A 24152-nucleotide genomic window follows, 5' to 3' on the forward strand; every position below is an offset into this window, starting at 1 on the left:
TTCTCGCTTTTCTTTCATTTTGCTTTCCAGTCCCTACGGATTCAAAATATTTCCAAATCTTTTTGTCCAATATCACAATTTTTCTGCTTTTTAAAATTTTGTATATTCATCCAGTTTTGGGATTATCATACTAATATCCCAGATAAACCCCAATTTTATTTTCCTTAATTTGGATTATAACCCATTAAAAGGCTCTCATCACAAAATTTTTTCTGCGTTTTGTAACTTTTTTGAAACTTTTGTGGTTTATAGCCTTGCAATAGACAAATGTTTTGTGTAGAATAGATGCATTAATAGCTTTTCTGACAAACAATGAGTCGCTTGGCGAATTTTAGAAAAGAGGGGATTTTCCATGTCGAATAGACTGTTCCAAGGTGTCGTCCATCAGATGCGCAACGCTATTGACCGCGCCATTGGTGTTATTGATGAATCTTCGGTCATTATCGCGTGCAGCGAGCTGGGCAAAATCGGCGAAAGCAACGAAAAGTTTTCCCCCGACGCCCTTTCCGGCGCCGATCTGCTATTGAGCGATGGCTATACCTATAAAGCGTTTAGCGATGTGGGAAAATCAGACTACGCCGTCTTTGTGGAAGGTACCGACGAGCTTGCCGGCCGTTACGCCTCCATCCTCAGCGTGGCGCTCAACAACATCAAACAGTATTACGACGAAAAGTACGACCGCAGCAACTTCATTAAAAACGTCATTTTGGATAACATCCTTCCTGGCGATATTTATCTGAAGGCCCGTGAACTCCGCTTTAACGCCGAAGTTACCCGGGTGGTGCTGCTCATCCGCATCATCAACCAGACCGATATCTCGGCTTACGACGTCATCCAGAACCTGTTCCCGGACAAGTCCAAGGATTTTGTCATCAACATCAGTGAAAATGACATTGCCCTCATCAAGGAGATCTCTCCCGGCATCGAAACCAAGGATCTGGAAAAGCTGGCCCGCTCCATTGTGGACACACTGAGCGGCGAGTTCTACACCCAGTCGGTTGTGGGAATCGGCACCAGCGTCACCGGCATCAAGGAGCTGGCCCGTTCCTTTAAGGAGGCCCAGGTCGCCTTGGAAGTGGGCAAGGTATTCGACACAGAAAAAACCATTGTCAGCTACGATAATCTGGGCATTGCCCGCCTCATTTATCAGCTGCCCACCACATTGTGTGAAATGTTCCTGAGGGAAGTCTTTAAGAAGGGTTCCATTGAGTCCCTGGACCAGGAAACCCTCTTTACCATCCAGCGTTTCTTCGAGAATAATCTTAACGTCTCGGAGACTTCGCGCAAATTATTTGTCCACCGCAATACTCTGGTCTATCGTCTGGAGAAGATCAAAAAACTCACCGGCTTGGATCTGCGGGAATTCGACCATGCCATTGTATTCAAGGTGGCGCTGATGGTTAAAAAATACCTGACTGCCAATCCGATTAAGTATTAAAATCTAACCACTTGCGGCGGCGCCCGATTGCGGTTTCTTTGTCGGGCGCTTTGGTTTTGGCTGCTGCAGTTTTCCAGCGGTTGTTTGAGGTAGCGTGTGGAAACCCGACTGAAGGTTGCAAAGATAATGATCACGGAGGCTTGTTTTAAAAGCCCGTGATTCTATCCCTTTGTGAAACGAATAGCGAGGTAATCCATGATTGAATTGAAAGGTGTTTCCAAAACGTATGACAACGGCACCGTGGCTTTAAAGGACATCAATCTCACCATCCAAAAAGGTGAGTTCGTTTTTATCGTGGGCGCTTCCGGCGCCGGCAAAAGTACTTTCTTAAAATTGATCATCCGGGAGGAGGTCCCCAATGCCGGTGAGATCACCGTCAATGGGTTCAAGCTCTCCTCCATGAAAAAGAAAAATGTTCCCTATTTCAGGCGTACCATGGGCATTGTGTTCCAGGACTTCCGCCTGATTCCTAAAATGACGGTATTTGACAACGTGGCTTTCGCTATGCGGGTGACAGGGGCCACCACCCGGCAGATCCGCAAACGGGTCCCCTATGTGCTCAGCCAGGTAGGGCTCACCGATAAGGCCCACTGCCTGCCCAAGGAATTGTCGGGCGGCGAACAACAGCGCGTAGGCCTGGCCCGGGCGTTGGTCAACAACCCCGATCTCCTGGTGGCCGACGAGCCCACCGGCAACATCGATCCGCAGCTCTCTTTTGAAATCATCGAGCTGCTCAACGAGATCAACCGAAAGGGTACCACCATCCTGATGGTCACCCATGAGCGGGAGTTGGCCAACTGGTTTGACCGGCGCACCATTGAAATTCGAGACGGCTCCATCGTCTCCGATTCAGGAAGGAGCGTGTCGAATGAAAGCCAGTAATTTTCGATACTTAATCAAGGAAGGTTTCCGCAGTGTATGGGTCAATCGGAATATGGCCCTGGCGTCGGTGGGCGTACTCACCGCCTGCCTTTTGCTGTTAGGAAGCGTCCTCCTGTGTGTTCTCAACATAGACGAAGCCTTTCAGTGGCTGGAAAAACAGAATATTGCGATGGTATATGTCCAAGACAGCGCCTCCGAGCAACAAACGACACAATTGGGGGAGGATATTTCCAAAATGGACAATATCGAGTCATGCATCTTTGTCTCCAAGGAGGAAGGGCTGGACAAGCAACTGGAGGCTTTTGGCGATGACGCGGAACTTTTGGAAAGTCTCAAAGACGACAATCCCCTTCCCGACGCTTATCAGGTTTCGGTGAAGGATCTCTCCCTTTACGATCAGACGATCGATGAAATTAAGAGCATGTCCGGGGTGGAGAGTGTTGCCAGCAACCGGGATGAGGCGGAAACCATGACCCATGTGCGCAATGTGGTTTCCAACGTCGGGGGTTGGGTAATCGGCATCCTGGTGATTGTTTCGCTCTTTATTATCGCCAACACTGTAAAAATTACCATGTTCGTCCGCCGGCTGGAAATCAGCATCATGAAATCGGTGGGCGCTACCAATGCTTTCATTACCATTCCCTTCTTAGTACAGGGTATGTTCTTGGGCCTCTTCTCGGCCGCCTTGGCTTCGGGGATTATATGGTATCTCTATTATTTGGCTGCCGGAGCGGTGGAGGGCATTATGCCAACTTTGTCCGTAATCCCGTTTAGCCAGGTCGCTCTCCCTATCATCCTCATTTTTGTGGGAGCCGGCGTCCTGACTGGCACCATCGGCAGCGCTATTTCCATCCGTCGTCACTTGAAACACGATGCAAGGGGGATCTATGATGTCATTTAAAAAGAAGAAGGTGCTTCGCATTTTGGGCTTGCTGACGGCCATATCGGTGTTGACCGCTACGGTACCTATGACCGGTTTCAGCGTGACTGAGTCCAGCCTCAATCAACAGATCCAGAAGCTGGACGATCAAATCAAAGAGAAGGAACAAAAACTCCAGGAAATCCGAGATCAGCAGGGCGAAACCAAAGCCTATCAGGAGGTATTGCAGGGCCTTGTCAACGACTCTATGGCCCGTATCGACAATCTGGCGGCCCAGATGGACCAACAGGATGCTGAGATCGCTTCTTTGGACGACAAAATTTCTACGTTGGATGCTGAGATCCAGGCATTCAGCGAAGAAATCAATCAGAATGAACAGCGTAAACAGCAGCTGGAGGATGAGCTGCTTCAAAAAGAGAAGGATATTGAGGAATCCTATGATGTGTTCGGCCAGCGGGTGCGCGCCATGTATATGACCGGCAACGCTTCCCTCCTGACCCAACTGCTCAACGCCACCGATTACGCCGATTTCCTCTACCGGTCCCAGGTGGTCAAGAGCATCTCCGACCACGATCAGCAGCTCATCGACGACATCCGTCGTCAGGCGGACGAGATCCAGTCCACCAAAGATGAGATTGAACAGACCGTCCGAGAAATCAACGATAAAAAGAAACAGTCGGAAGACAAACGCGCTGAACAAGAACAGGCTCGTTCCGACGTGCAGGCAAAGCGGGATGAATCGGCTGTTTTGATGGACCAGTACAATGCCGAACAGGATGAACTCTCGGCCCGTGCGGAAGAAAACCGCCTGCTTCTGGCCCAGCTGGAAGGCGACGAGTCGGCCGCTCTCACCAACATCAGCGACTTAAAAGGCGACAAATCGGAAGCTGAACAAGATTTGGCTGATCTGCAAAAACCGGTTGAAACCCCGTCTGAAGGCGGGTCAACGGGAGGTTCCAGCAGTGGAGGCTCCGGCAGTTCCGGAGGCGGCGGATCGGACAGCGGTTCAGGCGGCTCCAGCGGCGGGTCAAGCAGCAGCGGATCTGAAACGCCTGCTCCTCCTGCTTCCAGTGCCAAGTTCATCTGGCCGACACCTAATTATGCAGGCCTGAAGTATATTACATCCTATTTTGGCAACCGCAACGATCCCTTTACCGGCGAGTTGAAGGGACACGGCGCCATTGATATTTCCGGCGCCGGCATCTACCGCACGCCCATTGTCGCGGCTGAAAGCGGTACGGTTGTCAAAGCGGCCAGCGGTAACACCGGCTACGGCAACCATGTCATCATCGACCACGGCGTGGACAGCAGCGACGGCAACCGGTACTACACCCTGTACGGCCACTGCAGTTCGTTGGCTGTGTCTGTGGGACAAACCGTCAGCCAGGGACAAGTCATCGGCTATGTGGGTTCCACCGGATACTCCACAGGCCCCCATCTCCACTTTGAAGTGCGCAAGGGAGCCAACAATTCCGCCAGCCGTGTCAATCCTCTTTTGTATCTCCCCACCTGAGAAAAAAGTGAGGTCCGTTTATGAGCAAACGAATTCCCCTGGGTCTCACCATTGCCCTCGTTCTTTTGACCGCAGCCATCAGCATCTCGGTGACAATGGCTGTCTCCCTGAAGCAATTTAATGGTAAACTAGATGTGGGCAATCAGGCGGCCATTTCTTTAAAACTCAGCGAGATTGATTCTAAAATCCGCAGCGAATATATGGGGGCCATCGATGAAGCAAATCTTCAGGACCACATCGCAGCGGGTTATATCGCTGGGATCGGCGATCGCTATGCCAGCTACTACAGTGTGGAAGAAACCAAGGATAAACTGAATTCCCTAGCCGGCAGTGAGGTCGGTTTGGGCCTCAAAGTCACCCAGACTTCAGACGGCTCGGTCATCGTCTTCGATGTGATGGCCGACGCCCCTGCGCAAAAAGCCGGTCTCCAGGAGGGCGACGTCATCACGGAGGTGGAAGGTCAATCGGTTACCGGAATGACTCTCTATCAAGTCCGGGATCTCCTAATCGGCGCGGTGGGAACCACTGCCAATTTTACCGTTGCCAGAGGAGAAGAGACCATTCCCTTTTCCATCCTGAGGGAGAATTACACCAATGTGTCGGTGTCTTATTCGGTGATGGACGGCATCGGTTACGTATCTGTGGATGAATTCAACGAATCCACTGACGAACAGTTTATCGCCGCCATGGAGGATCTCCAAGGACAAGGGGTTTCCGCCGTCGTATTTGATATGCGCAATAATTTAGGCGGTACTTTGGATTCTGTTGCCAAGTCCCTGGATTATCTGCTTCCGGAAGGCCCTATTGTCTATAAGACTGCCAAAAACAGTTCCCGGGAAGTCCTTTACTCCTCCGATGCAGAGGAGGTCGAGCTTCCCATGATGGTCCTGGTCAACGGCCAGACGGCTTCGGCTGCTGAATTATTTGCCTGTGCCCTGCGGGATTACGGGAAAGCCCAATTGGTGGGCACCTTGACCTACGGCAAGGGCTGCATGCAAAACTTCGAGCAGCTCAGCGACGGTTCGGGCATCAATTTTACAGTGGCCAACTTTGACCCTCCCAAATCGGAGAACTTCGATGGAAAAGGCCTTATTCCCGATTTTGAAGTCACTCTGACCGATGAACAAACGGAGAACTTCTATCTGTTGGCCCAAGAGGACGATCCTCAGCTGCAAAAAGCTCTTTCCCTTTTAAGAGAAAGTTTGTCTGCCACGTCGGAAGAGTCATCGCCCTCCAGCGAGGAACCTTCAGCTGAGTAAACCTTTTTTAAAAGAATTATGCTAACAGCATCGAAACCAGCGTCTAGGGATTTTCCTATGGCGCTGGTTTTTTGTATCATAAAGGGCAAAACCTATCTTCTCCCTTTGGGACGACCTTTTCCCCGTCTTTTTTCATAAACTCACTCTCCCCTGCATATAAAAAACAAGGATGATTGCGGGATGAGGTGATGGGTTGTTTGCTGTATTAACGGTTCAAAAACGCATGGCTCATGGAGTACTGGGACGGCTTCGTCTTTTCTCCCGTCCGGCGCCTCCTGCCTCCCACATGGTACAGGAGGGGAACATCTCTTATCTGAGCATCTGCGCGCAAATGGATAAACGGCATCCTCTGGACTGGATGGATATCACTCGTCTGGCCGCCTGGGCCCCTGCCGGACTTCTGCTTCCGGACGGCTTTTCCCCGCCGGATGATTGTTCGTATCGTCCGGTGGACGATTCCCCCTTTCAGCGCCTGCTTTGCTGTAGGGCCTGTCACCGTTCCCTTCAGGAGGCCGATCTCTCCCCTTCCAAGCTCCAGATCTGTCTCGTAGACCACAGCGGACAATTTGGCAAAGTCGCTTTGTCCCTGATCCGCTATGCCTCCACCGTCAAGGTATACACCCCTCAGCCCGACTTATTCGAGGAAGTCGCTCGGTTGTCTATCAAACAGTACGGCGCTCCTCTTGTGGTGTCCGACGACCCCGGATGTGTATCAGGATGTCCGGTGGTTCTCAATCCCTGGGGAATGTCGGCCCCCGTCTCCAAGGAAGCGGTGGTGTTTTCCACCCGTCCCCTCAAGGGACTGCACAGCTTATGCCTCTCAGAATACACCGCCGCCGTTGGAGGAGAAGCCGGACGTCTCTGTCCGGGCGGGATCGATCCCACCCAATTTGCCGCCGCTTTGTACGCTTCCGGACGTCTTCGTGATCCGGTGGAGGTCTCGTCCTGTCTATCCGGCGACGAGAGGTTGGATTTCCTAAGCGTCGCCTCTTTCATTCGTCGTGCTTACGACGCTTTAAATGCCAAAGAAACAGACGAATTCAGGCGGAAACATTGACAGAGACTACGCCATTGACGTATAATAAATCTAATACCCATGATGAATAAAAAAGCTTATAGCCTATCCCATGGGGACATGTAAAAAGCAATTGCGGCCGATATATCAAATCACCTCCATCCTCGCCGGGTGGAGGCGTCTTATTGGAGGAGGCCGTCTTTGATCTGATTCTTATTTGTAACTGGAGGTACTGGAATGGCCAAGCAGGTTCTCCTGACCGACGAAGGTCTTAGAAAGCTGGAGGCTGAGCTGGAAGAGCTCAAAACAGTAAAACGAAAAGAGATTGCCGATAAAATCGAAGTCGCCCGCTCCTTCGGCGACCTTTCGGAAAACAGTGAATACGATGAGGCCAAAAACGATCAGGCCATCGTAGAAGCCCGCATCGCCGAATTGGAAGCCATGCTGCGCAATGTCAAGGTGCTGGATGAGGACGAATTGAGCACCGAGATGATCCACGTCGGCTCCAAAGTCAAACTCTATGACCGGGAGTTTGAGGAAGAAGTGGAGTACCAGATCGTCGGCTCCACCGAAGCCGATCCCTCCAAAGGCCGTATCTCGGACGAATGTCCGGTGGGCAAGGGCCTTTTGGGACATCGAGTGGGCGAATCGGTGGAAATCGAAGTGCCCGACGGCGTCGTCACCTTCGACGTATTAGAGATATCCAAGTAATGAAGGCGGGGGAAGGCGGCATATGCCCTTCCCCCGTTTTTTTGATTGCAGACATGGGTCTGCATCTGGTTTTCCCAGAGCTATGATGGCAATCCTGTGGAAAACGGGTCCCGCCGGTCCGACAAAGGCGGCGGCAAGATGTAAAAAATGAACGGAGGTCCATTATGAGCCAAATGAGTCAACCGCCCGTCAATGAGAACAGTGCGGAAAATCTAAACGAACTGCTGCAAATCCGCCGGGATAAGCTGGCCGCTCTCCAACAGGAGGGCAATGATCCCTTTACCATCACCACCGCCACCCAGACCCATCATGCCGCCGAAATCGTGGAGCGGTTTGAGGAGCTGGAAAACACCGACTGCACCATCGCCGGACGCATTATGACCTGGCGGGATATGGGCAAGGCAAACTTTATCGATATCCACGACGCCACCGGGCGCATCCAGGTGTACGTCCGCATGAACGACATCGGCGAGGAGGCCTTCGCCGCCTTCAAAAAGTGGGATATCGGCGATATTGTGGAGGTCACCGGCTTTATCTTCCGCACCCGCCGGGGTGAAATTTCCGTCCACGCCAAGGGCATCCGCCTGCTCTCCAAGTCGCTGCTGCCTTTGCCGGACAAGTTCCACGGCCTCAAGGATACCGACGTCCGTTACCGCCAGCGCTACATCGATCTGATTGTCAATCCCGAGGTCAAGGACACCTTCCTCAAGCGCAGCAGGATCATCACCTCCATCCGCCGCTATCTGGATGAAAATTGCTTCACTGAAGTGGAGACCCCTATTTTGAATCTCATCGCCGGCGGCGCTACCGCCCGTCCCTTCATCACCCATCACAACACCCTGGATCTGGACATGTACCTGCGCATCGCGCCGGAACTGTACCTCAAGCGTCTCATTGTAGGCGGTATGGAGCGGGTGTATGAACTGGGCCGCAACTTCCGCAACGAGGGTATGGACGTGCGCCACAACCCGGAATTTACCATGGTGGAGCTGTACGAGGCCTTCACCGATTACAACGGCATGATGAAGCGTGCCGAGGAGATGATCGCCGCCGCTGCCGTGGAAGCCACCGGTTCCACCAAAGTGACCTACCAGGGCGAAGAAATCGATCTCACCCCTCCCTTCCGCCGCCTGAGCATGCTGGACGCTGTCAAGCAGTACGCCGGCATCGATTTCGACTCCTTCCGCGGCGACGATCAGAAGGCGTTGGAAGCTGTCAAGGCGCTTGGGATTGAAGAGGTCAAGGACGACATGACCTGGGGCGATCTGCTCAATCTGGCCTTTGAGGAAAAGGTGGAGGAACAGCTGGTACAGCCCACCTTTATCATCGATTATCCGGTGGAGATCTCTCCCCTGACCAAGCGCAAGCCGTCGGCACCCCATCTGACCGAACGATTTGAGCTGTTTATCACCCGCCGTGAATTTGCCAACGCCTATTCCGAGCTCAACGATCCCATCGATCAGCGGGCACGTCTGGTGCGTCAGGCCGCCATGCGCGAGAAGGGCGATGACGAGGCCCAGATGCTGGATGAGGATTTCCTCATGGCTTTGGAATACGGCATGCCTCCCACAGGCGGCCTGGGTATGGGCATCGACCGTCTGGTCATGCTGCTGACCGATTCCTCCTCTATCCGCGACGTCTTGCTCTTCCCGACCATGAAGCCCAAGACAGTGTCGGAAGAAACTGAGGCGGAAGAATAATCTCCCTCCCTCTCCGGAAAGGAGGTCTCTATGAGCGATTCCAAACCGGCTAAAAAAAGCCGTCTGATTCCCTTTCTTATCCTGACAGGCGCCGGCGTTTTCGTGGCCATTTTGCTTCTCCTTCTCATGATGACCCATTCGGTGGAGCCCGATTACCGCATCGCTGTGGTGACTCCCATGGGCCTCAGCGAACAGAACGTACAGGTTCTCAAAAACAATCTCACCCTCTACGCCGAAGATGCCAATGAGGACGGCCAAGTCTACATCGAGGTGGAAAACATCGCCGTTGAGGATACCAGCGTCACCAAAAATGCCCAGCAGGCACTGCGGGATGTGGTGGATTCCGACGATACCTTTCTTTTCCTCACCGATCCGACTGAGTATGAATACATATTGGCCGGCTGGCCGGATCTCTTTTCCACCATCCAAGGGGAGGAGAGCGATCAGTGGTCCCTAGAGGGGTCTTCCTTTGCCCAGGGATGGGGAGGATACACGCAGACTGGCCTATCCCTCTCCTTCAGCATCCGGAAAAGCGATGGGCTGACGGGGGATGCCTTAGAGCGGTATCAGGCGGCCCGGGATCTCCTCCGCGCCATTACCTATGATCCCGATCCCACTTCCGAATAAAAAACAGCCGCATGGCAGCTGTTTTTTATTCGCATCAGCCCGCTCCGCTGGGCTGGCGCTTAGGATCAAGGCCCTGGGCCGGAACGGCCCAGATGGCCGTTTTTATGTCAGATCCCTTGTCCCTTCACCCGCAGATGTGGGGGAAGGGACAAGCTCCCAATCCTTTGCCGATGTTCCGGCCTCTTTTGTGCCGGATTTATTTTACTTCTATATTCTTTCTAATTTAGGTGGTGTCTCATCATGCGCAGTGATAACATGAAAGCCGGCCCGACTCGTGCGCCGCATCGTTCCCTTTTGAAGGCGCTCGGCCTGACCGATGCTGAAATCGGACGTCCCTTTGTGGCGGTCGTTAACTCCTGGAGTGACTACATTCCGGGCCACACCCATCTTCGCGATATCAGTGAGGCGGTTAAGGCCGGCATCCGCAACGCCGGCGGCGTCCCCTTCGAGTTTAACACCATCGGCGTATGCGACGGCCTCTCTATGAACCATGTGGGTATGAAGTATTCCCTGGCTTCCCGGGAGCTGATCGCCGATTCCATCGAGGTCATGCTGACCGCCCATCCATTGGACGCCATTGTGTTTATCCCCAACTGCGATAAAATCGTCCCGGCCATGCTGATGGCCGCTTGTCGGATGAACCTGCCCAGCATCTTCGTCAGCGGCGGCCCCATGGCCCCCGGTTCCGACGGCCAAAGACGCATGGGCCTTTCGGAGATGTTTGAAGCGGTGGGCAGCCATGCCGCCGGCAAAATCACCGACGCTCAGCTCTATGAACTGGAGAATTCCGCCTGCCCCACCTGCGGCTCCTGCTCGGGTATGTACACCGCCAATTCCATGAACTGCCTGACCGAGGCCATCGGCATGGCCCTGCCGGGCAACGGTACCATCCCGGCCACCTCATCGGCACGCAAACGTCTGGCTAAGACAGCCGGTGAACGGGTCATGGAACTGCTTAAAGAAGATATTAAGCCTTCCGATATCCTGACGCCCCATGCTTTTGAAAACGCCCTGCGTTCGGATATGGCTTTGGGCTGTTCGTCCAATACCGTGCTGCACCTGACGGCCATCGCCCATGAAGCCGGCGTACCCATGGACATGGGATACATCGACACCATCAGCCGCGGTACGCCTCAGCTGTGCAAGCTCAATCCAGCCGGTTCCACCTTTATCAGCGACCTCAACGAAGTGGGCGGCATCCAGTCGGTGCTCAAGGAACTGTCTAACGCCGATCTGCTCCACACCGATTGCCTCACCGTCAACGGCACAGTATCAGACCGCATCCGTGTCGCCCCAGACGCCGACGGCACCATCATCCGCACCCTTCAAAATCCCCATCGTCCCGACGGTGGCATTGCCGTGCTGTTCGGCAATCTGGCTGAGGAGGGCGCTGTGGTCAAACAGGGCGCCGTGGCCCCTGAGATGATGCAGCACACCGGTCCAGCCCGCTGCTTTGGCTGCGAAGAGGACGCTTCCGCAGCCATTTTGGGCGGAAAGATCAACGCCGGCGACGTCGTTGTCATCCGCTATGAGGGTCCCAAAGGCGGCCCGGGTATGCGCGAAATGCTGGCTCCCACCTCCGCATTGGCCGGTATGGGACTGGATTCTTCGGTTGCGCTCATCACCGACGGCCGTTTCTCCGGTGCCACCCGTGGCGCGGCTGTGGGCCATGTCTCCCCGGAGGCCGCGGCCGGCGGCACCATCGCCCTGGTGCAGGAAGGCGATTCCATCCAAGTGGATATCAAAAACCGCAAACTGAATCTCCTGGTGGACGATGCTGAACTAGACGCCCGCCGCGCCCAGTGGCAAGCCCCCAAAAAGGAACTGAAGGGTTACATCAAACGGTATGCCCAATTGGTGACCTCCGGCTCCAAGGGCGCTGTGTTCCAAGATTAAAATACGCGTTTCTTATGATGGAAGAAAAGGCGTCTAGAGAGATAGAAACTCTCTCTAGGCGCTTTTTGACTCTCAGGAGGTGACTGTTATGCCCATCGACATCAGAATGTGGATGTACGAGTTTACCAAGCTTGCAAACCAGACCTTTGGCCCGCGGATCCGCTTGATCGGTCTACAAGGGAGTTACGCCCGCAGGGAGGCCTCCGAAAACAGCGACATCGACGTGGTTCTGATTCTGGACACCCTCTCCTTATCCGACTTAGAACGGTACCGGGCCATGCTTGACCGTCTCCCTCACCGTCAGCTGGTGTGCGGATTTGTATCGGGAGCAAAGGAGCTCTCCCTGTGGGAACCTTCCGACCGGTTCCAATTTTATTTTGATACCGAACCTCTTCAGGGGAGGTTAGAAGATCTATTCCCCCCTGCCAGTAAGGAGGATGCCCGCTGTGCCGTATGGTCGGGAGCCTGTAGTATTTATCATGGAGTTTGTCATAATTTTGTCCATGAGCGCAGTGTAAACGTCCTGGAGGCCCTGTATAAGTCGGCCCGTTTTGTGTTGCAGGCTAAGCTCTTTTATGAAACCAACACCTACTACGTCCATAAATACGGTCTGGCTCGGGTGCTCTCTCCACAGGACCTGGATATCCTGAACGGTTCCGATAAAGTCCGGAAACTGCCCGATTCCCAAGACCCGGGATTTTCTACCCTTTCCGATGCTCTTATGCAGTGGTCGGGCCATCTGATTAAGCAATTTTATCGTTCTTCCCGCAGGTAACAAAAAAGACAGACGTGTTGAAACGTCTGTCTTTTTCTTTATTTCCCTTACTAAATCGGCCGAATCGGCCGATTTATCGCCCCTACCCAACTGCCAGAAGAAAAAACAATCGATTATGCTGCATAAAAATCGAAAATTCACCTTGTTGTTCTCTGGGAATCTGCTACAATAAGACCTAGATGGAATGCTCTTATTCTTGTTTCTCCGCCTCATGGGATCCATCCGACGGCAGCCCTTTGGTGAGCAATGAGATACGCATGGATGCATAGTGATGGGCACTCTTATAATCGTCCAGCTTCATGGCGCACTGTTCCATGCATTGATACAAAAGCGCTCTTTGGGCGTGATGCGGCGCTTGTTCCCACAGTTCTTCCGCCTCGTGGCAGAGCGAAAGCGCCTCCTCCCACTGTTCCTTTGCCATGGCCACCCTGGCCTGCAACAGTCGTACTCGTCCGGCATCCAGCATACAGTGGTCGTAGTCCCCGCCCGATAGAGCATCCAGCATGATGCGCGCCTGTTCCACCTTCCCTTGATTAAGAAACATCTCGGCGTTGATCATGGACACATGGGCGTTGGAATACGGGGTCTCGAGGGCCGAACGATACTGCATGTAGTAGTCCCACCCCTCATTGGTGGCTTCGTCCATACAAAGGTATGCATCGGCTTTGACCGATCGAGCTCCATAGATGCTCTGATCGTTGAGCTGCATGGCCTCTTCAGCTAATTGCTTTGCCTGTTCAAATTCCCCTTGCCGCAGCAGGATCCGGGCTTTTTCCAAGCTGGCTTTGGCTCTCAGCGCATTGGCCTCTTCCAAAAAAGGTTCTTTCACCCTTTGCAGGCTGGCAAGACAGGCGTCATAATCGCCGTCACGAAAGGCCCTTTTTGCCTTTTGCAGCATGGCGATCGGCATGGTTTGATCCTCTGGTTGTTCATCCTCCATGAGGTAAAACATGGGTACGTCCAGCACCCTGGCCAAATACTCAAGCGTCCGCATGGACGGCGTCGCCGTTCCGCTCTCGATCTGACTGAGCATGTTGCGGGTGATGAAATCCCCTACCACTTCCTTTTGGGTCATCTTCTTCTGCAGCCGCAGGGCGCGGATCTTTTTCCCCAACATTTCCGACAACTTGAGTCACCTCCCTGTGGATTAATCGCAAGCTGGTAAGTTCCATTTACTCTATTGTATCAGAACTCCCCTTCAATAACAACCCTTGCCCTCTTGATTCCCCCGCTACTTTTGTGAAATTTAAAATTTATTTACATTTTTGCGTAAATATTATTGACAATGCTATCGGCTGGATTTATAATTTCAGTAAATATTAATTACACTTCTGAGGAGGAACTTCTTATGTTGGCCTGGTGGGATGCGCTCGACGGCATCTTAAAGGTTCTTTATTGTGTGGCAATTCCCAGCACCCTTATTTTTCTTTTGGATACGGTATTGATGCTGTTTGGCTTGGGCGACGGTGCAGCGGCCAATCCATCGGATACCTCGGGTCTGGATCTGGACGGCGACTTGGATGTGGACGCCGGATTGGATCTCCCCGATTTCCACGACGTCCATCTTCACGACGTTCATGCCGACCAGGGAAATCAGGATATAGATCACGATATCCAGCATGCCGGCGACGATTCGGCAGGTCTTAAACTCTTTACCTTACAGGGGATCCTCATCTTTTTGGTGCTGTTCTCTTGGATCTCCATCGCTGCCATCAGCACCGGTCTGAGTGCTTTTCCCGCCATTGTCATCGGTCTGCTGGTAGGTGCGGCCGCTCTCTACGGCACGGCAAAGCTCTTTCAGTTTTTCCGACGTATGCAGGAAAACGGCGCGTTGTCCATCCGCAACGCCTTGGGGCAGACGGCCACAGTCTATATCCCCATTCCTCCGGATAAGCGTCGGGGCGGGAAGGTGACGTTGACCATTCAGGGTTCCTTCACCGAGCTGGATGCCATCACCGAAGGGAGTGCTTCTCTCGCCACCGGCACGGCGGTAACGGTCATCGATATCCAGGGCGATACCTTGGTGGTGGAACCCATGGAATAGCAGGCAGTGCCTGCTTCCACGTCGCCCCAGGGGTTTACTGACGCTTTTACCCCGTTCACACGGTAACAGAAGCTATCTGATATTAGATAACCTTAGTGCAGGCAGTGCCCGCTTCCACGTCGCTCTAGAGGTTTACTGACGTTTTTACCCCGTTCACACGGTAACAGAAGCTATCTGATATTAGATAACCTTAGTGCAGGCAGTGCCCGCTTCCACGTCGCTCTAGAGGTTTACTGACGTTTTTACCCCGTTCACACGGTAACAGAAGCTATCTGATATTAGATAACCTTAGTGCAGGCAGTGCCCGCTTCCACGTTGCTCTAAGATAGTTATCGATATTTTTCCCATGGGCACGGTAACTAGAGCAGTTTGAACCTTACCGTACATAAACAAAAGCTTCTATTCTCCGGCTTGGGGGATGGAAAACTGTAAAAGGAGGATTCTTTATGACTTTCCCTGTTGTAATCTTAATTTGTATCATCGCACTGGTGCTCTTCAGTCTTCTGATCGCACTGCTTTCCCGCTATCGCAAATGCCCGTCCGACAAGGTCATGGTCATCTATGGTAAAATCGGTTCCGATCACAATGGCCAACAGCGTTCGGCAAAATGTCTCCACGGCGGCGCCGCTTTCGTCATCCCCATCATTCAAGCCTATCAGTATCTGGACCTGACCCCCATCTCCATCAACGTGGACTTGACCAACGCCCTCTCCCGGCAGAACATCCGTGTGGACGTTCCCTCCCGCTTTACAGTGGGAATCTCCACTGAACCGGGCATCATGCAGAATGCGGCCGAACGTCTTCTGGGCCTCAAGCTCCAGGAAATCCAGGAGCTTGCCAAGGATATCATCTTCGGCCAGTTGCGTTTGGTCATCGCCACCATGGACATTGAGGAGATCAACACCGACCGCGACAAGTTTTTGGCCGCTGTATCCAGCAATGTGGAAATCGAACTCAAAAAGATCGGCCTGCGCCTCATCAACGTAAACGTCACCGACATCAACGATGAATCCGGCTACATCGACGCTCTGGGCAAGGAAGCCGCCGCCAAAGCCATCAACGACGCCAAAAAGAGCGTGGCTGAAAAGGACCGTGACGGTTCCATCGGTCAGGCCAACGCCCAGCGTGACCAACGCATCCAGGTGGCCGCCGCCAACGCCACTGCCATTGAAGGCGAAAACGCCTCCAAGGTGAGCATTGCTCAATCGGAGGCTGTACGCCGTCAGAAGGAGGCTGAGGCGTTACGTCTGGCCACTGCCGCGGAGAAGGTCCAGGCGGCTAAGGCCCTTCAGGAGGCTTACGGTGCTCAGCAACAGGCTGAATTGACCCGTGCAAGCCTAGAGAAAGCATCTCAGGAGGCCGATGTCATCGTCAAGGCCGAAGTGGCCAAACGTCAGCTGGAGATCGAGGCTGAGGCCGAGGCCGAACGTATCCGCCGTCAGGCCCGAGGCGAAGCCGACGCTATCTTCGCCAAGATGGAAGCCCAGGCAAAGGGTCTGGAAGAGATGCTGACAAAACAGGCTGCTGGTCTTGCCCGTCTTGTGGCGGCGGCTGGAGGCGATCCCAGCGCTGCCGTCCAGCTGATGGTGGCCGACAAACTGCCTGAGCTGACCCGCATCCAGGTGGACGCCATCAAGAACCTGAAGATCGACAAGGTCACGGTTTGGGATTCCTTAAACGGTAAGGATGGTCAGACCAATACCGCTCAATTTGTATCGGGCATGATGAAATCCGTCCCTCCCCTGGGTGACCTCTTCCGTCAGGCCGGCATGGACCTGCCCGCCTTCTTAGGCAAACCCGCTGAGGACCAGTCCTCCCATGAGGAGACGTCCGCTCCCGCCGATGCAGAAGAAATCCCCTCTGAGAAGCAATGATATACGGATAGTATCACAAAAGGCAGCCTCCCTTTTCTTATGGGAGACTGCCTTTTTTCGTTCGCTGAGTGAATGCTTGTCCATCACGAGCAAAAGACGTGCTGGCCGATGCGGGTGATGATGGGCCGGGAGCGGATCCACTGATTGGTGGCGGTGGTGGGATTATAATAATAGATGGCTCCACCGCTGGGGTCCACGCCGTTAAGGGCATCCTGGGCGGCGCGATAGGCCGAATCGGCGATGGGCTGCTCAAACTGGCCGTCGTACAGGGCGGAGAATGCCCCAGGCTGATAGAGCACGCCGGCCAAGGTATTGGGGAATGACGGATGCTCGATGCGGTTCATGATGACTGCTCCTACGGCAACTTGTCCGGAATAGGGTTCTCCTCTGGCTTCGGCCGAGATCATCCGGGCCAATAGGTTAAAGTCGCTTTGGGAATACTGGCCGTTTCCTCCGGTATTTCCCTGTCCCATAATGCCCATGGCTTCCAACGTCTTGGGTCCGGCGATGCCGTCCACTTGCAGTTTATTTTTTCTCTGGAAAAAGCGTACCGCCTCCTGCGTCTCAGAGCCATAGATGCCGTCCACTTGGCCGAAATAATATCCCCAGTTCTTTAGCTTGGTTTGAATCTGCCGAACCTCAGATCCCTGGGATCCGTATTTGGACAGTGCTTCCACCGTCAGACTAGTGGCCGGTTGGCTTTGTCCGCCTACCATATGGACAAGACCCAGCATCAGCAGGCTGACGCTAAATACCATGATTACCCTCCAAAGGGTTTTTAACCGTTCCATTTTTAAAAGCCTCCCTTCCTGTTAAAAGTTTTTTCCACGACAGGGCCATTTATCCGCAATTGGCCTGATTCTGCCTTTTCCAATTTTTTCGTATCGCTCCATTTTTATAAATGGATTGTTTGATTTCATCTGTCCTTTTCCCATGTATATTATGTGGGCGCCGTCAATATATTCAAAAATGGCTTGAAAAGAAAATTCATTGCAAAACAGAAACTATATCCTTATTTTTATACCTCCTTTGGATGGGCTGGACAGTGGTGGTAAAAATCCATTGCTTTTGTCCGCGCGTTATTGCGAAATGCGACAAGCAATGATAAAATAGTAAAAATAGGCCGTTGTTTCGACAAGATGGAATGGCGAGAGAATTGTGGTTGCCTCCCAATCTTTCTTATGGCCTACTTTGGTATTTTATTACCGTCAAGAGGTGACGCTATGGCAATGCCGCGGATTGTGCGTGCTGCCGACGTAGTGCTGATGGTATGCGCCTTGTGCGCCGCCGCAGTACTGGGTTTTGTGCTTTGGCAGCCGGGGGGAAACCAGGTAACAGCTATCGTCACCGTGGGAGCTAGTCAGCTGGATCCCATTGATCTAACCCAGGTAGAAAAAAGTTACGTGATACGTCCCGATGCTTCCCCTGCCGTCACCATCCGGGTAGAACCTGGCGCCATCTATTTCGAGCAGGCGGATTGTCCGGATCAGTTGTGCGTAGCGGCCGGCCGTCTCACCCGGCCCGGTCAGGCGGCGGTGTGTCTGCCGGCCCGGGTGTCCATCCGGCTGGAGGGCCGGGACGACACGGTGGACGCCGTGGTATACTGAGCTGTCTGATTGCGTCAAAGGAGGGTGATATTCTGCCCGGATCACGTTTTGCCCATTCTACCCGGGGGCTGGCCTTGCTGGGTATGCTGTCGGCTTTGGCCATGGTACTTTCCGCTCTGGAGGGACTCATTCCTCCTATTCCGGGGATGCCTCCGGGAAGCAAACTGGGCCTCTCCAATCTGGCCACCATGTACGCCGCCTTTTCTCTAGGCCCTGTTCCCGCCTTGGCGGTAGCTGTCGCAAAAGGCTTATTCGCCGGGATTATCCGGGGTGTGGTCGCCATGGGTATGAGCCTTTGCGGGGGACTTTTGAGCGCCGCCGTTATGTCGCTTCTTCTGAAAGCGGGGAAACCGTTCGGATGGGTGGGCATCGGCATCGCCGGCGCCCTGTGTCACAACGGCGGCCAGCTGATGCTCGCCTATTTGATCACCGGTCCGGCTGTGGTGGGATACGCCCCTTTTCTCGTCTTATTCGCCCTGCCCACCGGGGCGCTCACCGGCCTCACCTTGGGGATCATTACCCCGAGACTCGCAAAATTAGAGGACCGGTTCTTTTTGTAGCATCCGATTTTATCCGGATGTTCTCCATCGTCATTTGGGACGGTGGATTTGGTACTTTGGGAATTCTCTTTGGGATTCCTACAAGGGAGGAAGATATATACTATGGGTACTGCAAACATGTTTGCACGGCTGAAAGCCGCTCCACGAGGGGGGGCAGCCGTCCCGCATCGCAAAAATACCGCTGAGATGGAAACCGTCTCTATGCCGCCTCCTGAGAAGGTGGTCATCCCCATGCAGCAGCACATCGGCGCCCCTTGCGTCCCAACCGTCAAGATCGGGGATCTGGTCAAGGTGGGCCAGGTGATTGGGGACACATCCCAATTTGTGTCGGCCCCTATTCATGCAAGCGTCTCCGGCAAGGTGACGGCCATCACCGACATCCTGCTCCCCTCCGGCCAACGCACCAAAGCAGTGGCCATCCAGTCGGATGGCCAGCAAGAGACCGATGATTCGGTCAAACCGCCGATCATCCATTCCAAACAGGACTTTATCAAGGCTGTCCGTGAATCCGGCCTGGTGGGCCTGGGCGGCGCAGGGTTTCCCGCCCACGTCAAATTGAGCCCTCCCGGCAACGTCACAATCGACACCCTGGTCATCAACGGCGCCGAGTGCGAACCCTACATCACCGCCGACTACCGGGAAGCCATGGAAAATAGTTGGGACGTGATGTCAGGCATATATGCCGTCAAGGATCTCCTGGGCGTGAACCAGGTCATCATCGCCATCGAAAACAACAAGCCCGACGCCATCAAGGTGCTGTCGGACATCGCATACAATGAAAACGATCCCAAAAATCAGGTCAACGTCATGCCGCTGCCCTCCCGGTACCCACAGGGCGCTGAAAAGGTGCTGGTGCATCAGACCACCGGCCGTGTCATCCCCAAGGGCAAGCTCCCTTCGGACGTGGGTGTGGTGGTGATGAACATCACCTCCATCGCCTTTTTGGCCCGGTACATGAAAACCGGTATGCCGCTGATCCAAAAACGCCTGACTGTGGATGGTTCGGCCGTCCTCTATCCCAAGAATATCTTAGTGCCCATCGGCACCTCCATCCACGACGTTATGGAATTTGCCGGCGGGTACAAAGAGACGCCCCGCAAGCTCCTCATGGGCGGCCCCATGATGGGCCTCGCCCTCAGCGACGACTCTTTGCCGGTTCTCAAGCAGAACAACGCCATTCTGGCCTTTGCCGAAAAGGACGCCCATCTGATGGACGAATCCCCCTGCATCCGTTGCGGACGTTGCGTCAAGGCCTGTCCTATGCACCTGGTTCCCCCTCAGGTGGCCAGATGTTATAAGCTAAAAGATGTGGAGGGGCTCCAGAAGGCCAACGTCATGACCTGTATGGAATGCGGATGCTGTTCCTACGTCTGCCCGGCCGGACGGTACATCGTTCAAAACATGCGCCTTGCCAAGAGCATGGTGAAAAATGCAACGAAACCCAAAAAGAAGGAGGAGAAAGCGTAATGGAAAGGTTGATTGTCTCCTCGTCGCCCCATCTGCGAAGCGGCGACACCACTCAAAAACTCATGCTGGACGTCATTATCGCTCTATGCCCGGCCCTCATTGCATCGGTCATCCTGTTCGGATGGCGTGCCCTCCTCCTGGAGGCGGTGACGGTGGCATCTTGCGTAGTGTCGGAGTACCTTTGTCGCAAAATTATGAAACGCAATTCCTCCATCGAGGATCTGAGCGCCGTGGTCACCGGGCTGCTCCTGGCCTTTAATCTCCCGGTCACCCTCCCCCTCTGGATGGCCGCTTTGGGCGGCGCCATCGCCATTGTGGTGGTTAAACAGCTGTTTGGCGGTATCGGGCACAACTTCGTAAACCCCGCATTGACGGCCCGTATTGTTCTGATGGTCTCCTTCCCCTCCCCTATGACCAATTGGGTACAGCCTCTGTCAGCCGACGCCGTCACCACCGCCACCCCCTTGGGTATCATGGCCGAAGGAACCGGCCAGGCCCTCCCTTCGCTGACCGACATGTTTTTCGGGCTGCGCGCCGGATGCTTGGGTGAAACCTGTGCCGTGGCCCTGCTTCTGGGTGGACTCTACCTGGTGATCCGCCGGGTCATCAGTCCGGTCATCCCTCTGTGCTTTATGGGCATGGTTGCCGCTATGTCCCTGCTGATGGGGCTGGATCCCCTGACCCAACTTCTCTCGGGCGGCGTCATGCTGGGCGCCATCTTTATGGCCACAGACTATGTCACAAGCCCCATCAACTTCTGGGGCCGGGTGGTCTTCGGCCTGGGATGCGGATTCCTCACCATGGTCATCCGCCAGTTTGGCAGCCTGCCGGAAGGCGTTTCCTTCTCCATTGTGCTGATGAACATCCTCACCCCTCACATCGAACGGCTGACCTATCCCAAATCCTTTGGAGAGGCGGGTGCTAAGGCATGAGTCCTAAGGTAAAACAGATTTTTATCCCCACCGTTACCCTCACCTTGATTTGTCTCATCATCACCGGTCTATTGGCCGTCACCAACGACATCACCGCCGACAAAATCGCCCAGCAGAATGCTGAAGCTGCCGCAGCTTCCCGTTTGGAAGTGCTGCCGGGCGCCGTCGACTTTGAGGAAAAACAAGAGGGCGACGTCACCTATTATATAGGTAAGGATCAAAGCGGCCAGGATGTGGGATACGTCTTTACCACGGCCGCGGCGGGATATGGCGGCGATGTAGAGGTCATGACCGGCATCGGTACCGATGGTGTGGTGACCGGTGTGACCATTCTAAGCCACAACGAGACCCCTGGTCTGGGCGCCAAGGCCGATGATCCCTCTTTTACGGATCGATATAAAAAGGCTGTTCCAGACGGTGGATTTGTCGTCAAAAAGGGATCGGCTTCGGCCGATAACGAAGTAGCCGCCATCACCGGCGCCACCATTACTTCCACCGCTGTGACCAATGCTGTCAACGAGGCTGTGGAGCTTTACAGTCAAGTGAAAGGAGGACAATAATCATGGCCAAACAACAAAAATCCCTGATGAGCGTCTTTACCAACGGCATCGTCAAAGAAAACCCTGTCCTCCGCCTCACCCTGGGCACCTGTCCCACCCTGGCCGTCACCACCATGGCCTTTAACGGCATCGGCATGGGTGTGGCCGCCACCATTGTTCTGGTGTGCTCCAATCTGGTCATCTCCCTGACCCGTAAAATCATCCCTGACAAGGTCCGCATCCCCGCTTTTATCACCATCATCGCCGGGTTTGTCACCCTGGTACAGATGCTGGTCAAGGCCTTTGCCCCGGCCATCGACGAACAACTGGGCATTTATCTCCCCCTCATCGTAGTCAACTGCATCATCCTGGCCCGTGCTGAGATGTTCGCCAGCAAAAATAAGGTGCTCCCCTCCGTCCTGGACGGCCTGGGGATGGGCGTCGGCTTCACCGCCGCTCTGCTGCTCATGGGTTCCATCCGCGAACTGTTGGGCAACGGCACCATCTTTGGCCTGTCGGTGACGGCCGGCGCTATCGATCCCATGATCGTCATGATCCTGCCTCCCGGCGGATTCTTTGTATTTGCCATGCTGATCGTGCTGGCCAACAAATTGTCGGGCGACGGTAAAAAAGCCTCCTTGGGCTGCCGCGGATGTCCGTCGGCCAGCCGGTGTCCCGGCGCAGACGCCTGCGACAATCCCGATTCGGCAAAGGAGGGCGATGAGCAATGAGTATGTTTTTGAGCATCCTGATCGCCGGCATTTTAACCGACAACTTTGTCCTCTCGAAATTCCTAGGGATATGCCCCTTCTTAGGCGTCTCCAAGAAGCTCAATACAGCTGTGGGCATGAGCGCCGCCGTCATCTTCGTCATGGTGCTGGCTACAGTGGTAACCTGGCCGTTGTACGCATTGGTCCTGGTCCCCAACGATCTGGCCTATTTGCAGACCATTGTGTTTATCCTGGTCATCGCGGCCCTGGTCCAGCTGGTGGAGATCACCCTCAAACGTTTCATTCCCCCGCTTTACCAGTCCCTGGGCATCTATTTGCCTCTCATCACCACCAACTGCGCCGTGCTGGGCGTCACCATCTTGAACTTTGACAAGGGTTATGATTTCGCCCAGTCGGTAGTCAACGCCCTGGGTGCAGGCTTGGGATTTTTGCTGGCTATGGTCATCTTCGCCGGCGTACGCCAGCGCATTGAGGCAAGCGACATCCCGGAATCCCTCAAAGGTTTGCCCATCACCCTGATTTCCGCATCCATTGTCTCTTTGTCTTTCTTCGGCTTCCAGGGCCTGGCGCAAGGCCTGTTCGGTTGATCGTCCACCCATTCCCATTGATTTGTGAGGAGGTTCCCATTCATGAGCATCCTATTTCCTATTTTACTGGTGGCTGGGCTGGGATTGATCGCCGGCGTGGGGTTGGCCGTGGCCTCGGTGGTCATGGCTGTGCCGGTGGATGAAAAGGCTCAGGCCGTCAAAGAGGTTTTACCCGGCGCCAACTGCGGCGCCTGCGGGTTCTCCGGCTGCGAGGGATATGCAAACGCCCTATCGGCCGGCGAAGCAAAAAACGGATTGTGTGCCCCGGGCGGTTCAGAGGTGGCGAACGCCATCGCCGGTATCCTAGGGCTGGAGGCGGCGGGCGAACAGTACAAAACTGCCTTTGTCCACTGCCTGGGTACTTGCCAGAAAACCAGCAAAAAAATGGATTATGCCGGCATCCAAACCTGTGCCGCCGCCAGCATGCAGTTCGGCGGGGACGGCGCCTGTTCCTACGGATGCCTTGGGTTCGGCGACTGCATGAAGTCCTGTCCCTACGGCGCCATCTCTCTCTGCAACGGTATCGCCGTGGTCAATCCCGCCGCTTGCAAGGCATGTACCCAGTGCGTCTCGGCCTGCCCCAAACATCTCATCACCATTGTGTCGGCTCCTGCTGCTGCACAGGTGGCTTGCAGCAATCACGACAAAGGCGGCGAGACACGCAAACAGTGCACTGCCGGATGTATCGGCTGCATGCGCTGTGTCAAATCCTGTGAATTCGGCGCGGTGACGGTGAAGGAATTCCTGGCCAGCGTCGATCCAGAAAAATGTACCGCCTGCGGGAAATGTGCAGAGGTTTGCCCTTCGGGGTGCATTGAGCTTCTGAACATCAAACAACTGCAACACGCATAACTAGTATAAGTTGTGAAAAAGGCCGTTCCTTTTGGGACGGCCTTTTTGTTTCCCTTAATTGGTTTTCTTAAACTCTGCTTTTCTTTGTGAAGCATGACTGAAAAAAAGATGGTATTTTTTGAGGAAATATTCCTTTTTATTAAGCGGTTTTAATTTCCAGAAACACCTTGTAGATCCCCTTTTGATGCGATAAAATACATATATATTCCCTATGTTTTTATTTATTTTTATAAAAAAGGAGGAAACACATCTTTATTCATTCA

General features: G+C 54.0%; 23 protein-coding genes. 21 read left to right on the top strand and 2 right to left on the bottom strand.

From position 1 onward, the window contains the following. The first annotated feature begins 352 nt into the window (after positions 1-352). The 11 genes from C12CBH8_RS11310 (at position 353) to C12CBH8_RS11360 (ending at position 12696) form a co-directional block, all read left to right on the top strand. Complete coding sequence (locus tag C12CBH8_RS11310; protein WP_090264736.1) at positions 353-1438, top strand: PucR family transcriptional regulator; 1086 nt, start codon at positions 353-355, stop codon at positions 1436-1438. A gap of 195 nt (positions 1439-1633) precedes the next feature. Beyond that, positions 1634-2320: a cell division ATP-binding protein FtsE gene (ftsE, locus tag C12CBH8_RS11315; protein ID WP_090264735.1), complete on the top strand. Its 687-nt coding sequence runs from the start codon at positions 1634-1636 to the stop codon at positions 2318-2320. Continuing rightward, positions 2307-3221: a permease-like cell division protein FtsX gene (gene ftsX, locus C12CBH8_RS11320; RefSeq protein WP_215533262.1), complete on the top strand. Its 915-nt coding sequence runs from the start codon at positions 2307-2309 to the stop codon at positions 3219-3221. The genes ftsE and ftsX overlap by 14 nt, the downstream gene beginning before the upstream one ends. Beyond that, entirely contained in the window at positions 3211-4713 is a 1503-nt protein-coding gene (locus tag C12CBH8_RS11325; protein ID WP_246441559.1) for a murein hydrolase activator EnvC family protein, read from the top strand. The genes ftsX and C12CBH8_RS11325 overlap by 11 nt, the downstream gene beginning before the upstream one ends. 20 nt (positions 4714-4733) lie before the next feature. Next, the gene (locus C12CBH8_RS11330) at positions 4734-5972 is read left to right on the top strand and encodes a S41 family peptidase (RefSeq protein WP_090264729.1); all 1239 of its coding nucleotides are present in this window, start codon (positions 4734-4736) and stop codon (positions 5970-5972) included. 193 nt (positions 5973-6165) lie between these two features. Continuing rightward, entirely contained in the window at positions 6166-7029 is an 864-nt protein-coding gene (locus C12CBH8_RS11335) for a hypothetical protein (protein ID WP_090264727.1), read from the top strand. A 195-nt stretch (positions 7030-7224) separates the two neighbouring features. Then, complete coding sequence (greA, locus tag C12CBH8_RS11340; protein WP_090264725.1) at positions 7225-7698, top strand: transcription elongation factor GreA; 474 nt, start codon at positions 7225-7227, stop codon at positions 7696-7698. A gap of 173 nt (positions 7699-7871) precedes the next feature. Beyond that, the gene (lysS, locus tag C12CBH8_RS11345; protein ID WP_090265058.1) at positions 7872-9398 is read left to right on the top strand and encodes a lysine--tRNA ligase; all 1527 of its coding nucleotides are present in this window, start codon (positions 7872-7874) and stop codon (positions 9396-9398) included. Between the two features lie 30 nt (positions 9399-9428). Beyond that, on the top strand, positions 9429-10025 hold the full coding sequence (locus C12CBH8_RS11350; RefSeq protein ID WP_090264723.1) for a hypothetical protein: 597 nt from the start codon (positions 9429-9431) through the stop codon (positions 10023-10025). 240 nt (positions 10026-10265) lie between these two features. Then, positions 10266-11921, top strand: coding sequence for a dihydroxy-acid dehydratase (gene ilvD, locus C12CBH8_RS11355; protein ID WP_215533263.1), 1656 nt, complete (start codon positions 10266-10268; stop codon positions 11919-11921). Positions 11922-12009: 88 nt separating this feature from the next. Continuing rightward, complete coding sequence (locus C12CBH8_RS11360) at positions 12010-12696, top strand: nucleotidyltransferase domain-containing protein (protein WP_090264720.1); 687 nt, start codon at positions 12010-12012, stop codon at positions 12694-12696. 190 nt (positions 12697-12886) lie between these two features. Here the strand turns inward: C12CBH8_RS11360 and C12CBH8_RS11365 are convergent, their stop codons facing one another. Further along, positions 12887-13813, bottom strand: coding sequence for a helix-turn-helix domain-containing protein (locus tag C12CBH8_RS11365; protein WP_246441823.1), 927 nt, complete (start codon positions 13811-13813; stop codon positions 12887-12889). A 231-nt stretch (positions 13814-14044) separates the two neighbouring features. On the opposite strand from C12CBH8_RS11365, the gene C12CBH8_RS11370 reads away from it, so the two are divergent. Then, entirely contained in the window at positions 14045-14740 is a 696-nt protein-coding gene (locus C12CBH8_RS11370; protein ID WP_099322872.1) for an NfeD family protein, read from the top strand. 446 nt (positions 14741-15186) lie between these two features. Next, positions 15187-16614: a flotillin family protein gene (locus C12CBH8_RS11375; RefSeq protein WP_215533265.1), complete on the top strand. Its 1428-nt coding sequence runs from the start codon at positions 15187-15189 to the stop codon at positions 16612-16614. 83 nt (positions 16615-16697) lie between these two features. Here the strand turns inward: C12CBH8_RS11375 and sleB are convergent, their stop codons facing one another. Continuing rightward, entirely contained in the window at positions 16698-17405 is a 708-nt protein-coding gene (sleB, locus tag C12CBH8_RS11380; protein ID WP_246441563.1) for a spore cortex-lytic enzyme, read from the bottom strand. A gap of 432 nt (positions 17406-17837) precedes the next feature. Here sleB and C12CBH8_RS11385 point away from each other — a divergent pair, with 432 nt between their 5' ends. From C12CBH8_RS11385 to C12CBH8_RS11420, 8 genes are all read left to right on the top strand, one after another. Further along, on the top strand, positions 17838-18221 hold the full coding sequence (locus C12CBH8_RS11385; protein ID WP_215533266.1) for a NusG domain II-containing protein: 384 nt from the start codon (positions 17838-17840) through the stop codon (positions 18219-18221). Between the two features lie 83 nt (positions 18222-18304). Continuing rightward, complete coding sequence (locus tag C12CBH8_RS11390) at positions 18305-18781, top strand: Gx transporter family protein (protein WP_246441830.1); 477 nt, start codon at positions 18305-18307, stop codon at positions 18779-18781. A 102-nt stretch (positions 18782-18883) separates the two neighbouring features. After that, on the top strand, positions 18884-20248 hold the full coding sequence (gene rsxC, locus C12CBH8_RS11395; RefSeq protein ID WP_246441574.1) for an electron transport complex subunit RsxC: 1365 nt from the start codon (positions 18884-18886) through the stop codon (positions 20246-20248). Next, the gene (locus C12CBH8_RS11400; RefSeq protein ID WP_090264707.1) at positions 20248-21180 is read left to right on the top strand and encodes an RnfABCDGE type electron transport complex subunit D; all 933 of its coding nucleotides are present in this window, start codon (positions 20248-20250) and stop codon (positions 21178-21180) included. The genes rsxC and C12CBH8_RS11400 overlap by 1 nt, the downstream gene beginning before the upstream one ends. After that, the gene (locus C12CBH8_RS11405; protein ID WP_215533268.1) at positions 21177-21740 is read left to right on the top strand and encodes an RnfABCDGE type electron transport complex subunit G; all 564 of its coding nucleotides are present in this window, start codon (positions 21177-21179) and stop codon (positions 21738-21740) included. Before C12CBH8_RS11400 ends, C12CBH8_RS11405 begins: the two co-directional genes overlap by 4 nt. Positions 21741-21742: 2 nt before the next feature. After that, on the top strand, positions 21743-22450 hold the full coding sequence (gene rsxE, locus C12CBH8_RS11410) for an electron transport complex subunit RsxE (RefSeq protein WP_171846259.1): 708 nt from the start codon (positions 21743-21745) through the stop codon (positions 22448-22450). Further along, on the top strand, positions 22447-23037 hold the full coding sequence (locus tag C12CBH8_RS11415) for an electron transport complex protein RnfA (RefSeq protein WP_090264703.1): 591 nt from the start codon (positions 22447-22449) through the stop codon (positions 23035-23037). Before rsxE ends, C12CBH8_RS11415 begins: the two co-directional genes overlap by 4 nt. Positions 23038-23079: 42 nt before the next feature. After that, the gene (locus C12CBH8_RS11420) at positions 23080-23889 is read left to right on the top strand and encodes an RnfABCDGE type electron transport complex subunit B (RefSeq protein ID WP_090264701.1); all 810 of its coding nucleotides are present in this window, start codon (positions 23080-23082) and stop codon (positions 23887-23889) included. Positions 23890-24152: the final 263 nt, after the last annotated feature.

Origin of the sequence: Solibaculum mannosilyticum (assembly GCF_015140235.1) — a bacterium.
Taxonomy (GTDB): Bacteria; Bacillota; Clostridia; order Oscillospirales; family Acutalibacteraceae; genus Solibaculum; species Solibaculum mannosilyticum.